The organism is Micromonospora sp. ATLC20, from assembly GCF_057196585.1.
In genome coordinates, this window is record NZ_JBXUOV010000352.1 from 1 (window position 1) to 1,993 (window position 1,993).

Genomic DNA, 1,993 nt, shown 5'->3' on the forward strand with positions numbered 1-1,993 from the left:
CGCTGACCCAGATCGGCTCCGGCCCCGGCGCGCGGGCCGCCGCCACCCGGGTCGACCAGCCGACCATCGCCAACTGCGCGACCTGGGGCGCCCGCCCGCCCTCGTCGCCGGTGAGCGTGGTGGCCGGCCGGCCGAACAAGATCATCGTCCACCACACGGCGTTCCCGAACACCACCGACTACAGCCTCGCCCAGGCGTACCGCAACTCCCGCGACATCCAGAACCTGCACATGGACGGCAACGGCTGGCTCGACTCCGGGCAGCACTTCACCAACAGCCGGGGCGGCTACCTGACCGAGGGCCGGCACGGCAGCCTCTACGCGCTGCTGCACGGCCAGACCATGGTGCAGGGCGCGCACTGCGTCGGGCAGAACAGCCAGGCCATCGGCATCGAGAACGACGGCATCTACGTGGACGTGCAGCCGCCCCAGGCGCTCTGGAACAGCCTGGTCACGTTCTGCGCGTTCACCTGCCAGCAGTACGGCATCGCGCCCACCGAGATCTACGGGCACAAGGACTTCAACGACACGCAGTGCCCGGGCCTGCTGCACGGCCGCCTTCCGGAGCTGCGCCGTACCGTCGCCGCCCGTCTCGGCGGCTGACCCACGGGGGTACGCGGGGCGCCCGGGTGCGACGGGCGCCCCGCGATACGTCAGTCCTCGCTTATATAAGCCGTGCATGATACAAAGGGTCGTGCACGCCTTCGACGTCCTCGGCGACCCGGTCCGGCGCCGGATCCTGGAGCTGCTCGCCGACGGCGAGCAGCCCGCCGGCGCGCTCGGCGAGACCGTGCGGCGCGAGTTCGGCATCAGCCAGCCCGCCGTCTCCCAGCACCTCAAGGTGCTGCGCGACCACGGCTTCACCACAGTGCGCGCCCAGGGCACCCGCCGCCTCTACGCCGTGGACCCCGGCCCGCTGCGCGAGATCGACGCGTGGCTGGACGGGTTCCGCCGCTTCTGGACCCCGCCACTGGCGGCGCTCGCCACCGAACTGGCCCGGGGCCGCCGCGAACGACGGCTGCGCGAGGACACCACAGACGACGAGAGGACCGAACCATGATCGACGTGACCGGACAGATCAGCGCCGTCGAGCGCCGCGTCGGCGACCGTACGCTCCCCGCCGGGCAGGCGCGGGTGCTCACCATCGCCCAGACGTACGACGCACCCGTCGCCGACGTCTTCGACGCCTGCACGAACCCGGAACGGATACCCCGCTGGTTCCTGCCGGTCTCCGGTGACCTGAGCCTCGGCGGCCGGTACCAGCTGGAGGGCAACGCCGGCGGCACCGTCGAACGGTGCGATCCGCCGCACGGCTTCGCCGCCACCTGGGAGTTCGGCGGCGAGGTGAGCTGGATCGAGGTGCGGCTGCGCGAGGCCGGCCCGGGGCGCACCCGTTTCGAGCTGGAACACGTCGCGCACGTCGACGACCAGCGGTGGGCCGAGTACGGTCCGGGCGCGGTCGGCATCGGCTGGGACCTGGCGCTGGTCGGCCTGGCCTCCCACTTCGCCGCCGACGGCACGGGCGTCGATCCGGCCACCGCAGCCGACTGGATGGCCTCGGAGGAGGGCCGCAGTTTCGTCACCGAGTCCAGCGAGAGCTGGACAAGGGCGAGCATCGAGTCCGGCACCCCCACCGAGCAGGCGCGGACGGCAGGCACCCGAGTAACCGCGTTCTACACAGGCGCCCCCACTCCCTAACCCTCCCGCCCTCGCCCCGCCTCGCCTCGCCTCGCCTCGCCTCGCCTCGCCTCGCCTCGCCGATCTTGCAGTTCGGGCCCTTGTGATGCCCCTTTCCGCCTGGATTGCGGGGCACCAAAGCGCAAGATCGGCGAGGACCACGGGGCGCGGTGGAGAGTTGGCGCCCGCCCCGGCGAGAGATCTTGGTAGGAAATGGTCCCCATAGGGGCTGTTCAGTCCCATGACATCTGTCAGCGTTGAAGTCCCGATACATGTGTCACGTGGTAGGGATCTTGGGTCGGGTGGTATGTGCTGCC

The 1,993-nt window shown here is 71.2% G+C and carries 3 protein-coding genes; all 3 read left to right on the plus strand.

Going from position 1 to position 1,993, the window contains the following annotated elements; all coding sequences use genetic code 11:
* Positions 1-602, plus strand: a 602-nt coding sequence (locus AC2CHG_RS31180) for a peptidoglycan recognition protein family protein (protein ID WP_484526184.1), incomplete at its 5' end; no start/stop codon positions are given.
* Positions 603-693: 91 nt separating this feature from the next.
* Positions 694-1,059, plus strand: a complete 366-nt coding sequence (locus AC2CHG_RS31185; RefSeq protein WP_194799170.1) for an ArsR/SmtB family transcription factor — start codon at positions 694-696, stop codon at positions 1,057-1,059.
* Positions 1,056-1,697 carry an SRPBCC family protein gene (locus tag AC2CHG_RS31190; protein ID WP_262011825.1) on the plus strand — a complete coding sequence of 214 codons (642 nt, stop codon included), beginning with the start codon at positions 1,056-1,058 and terminating at the stop codon, positions 1,695-1,697. Before AC2CHG_RS31185 ends, AC2CHG_RS31190 begins: the two co-directional genes overlap by 4 nt.
* Positions 1,698-1,993: the final 296 nt, after the last annotated feature.

Excerpts from the sequence above, each read along its gene's own strand:
- AC2CHG_RS31190 (WP_262011825.1), top strand. The coding sequence starts at position 1,056 with ATGATCGACGTGACCGGACAGATCAGCGCCGTCGAGCGCCGCGTCGGC.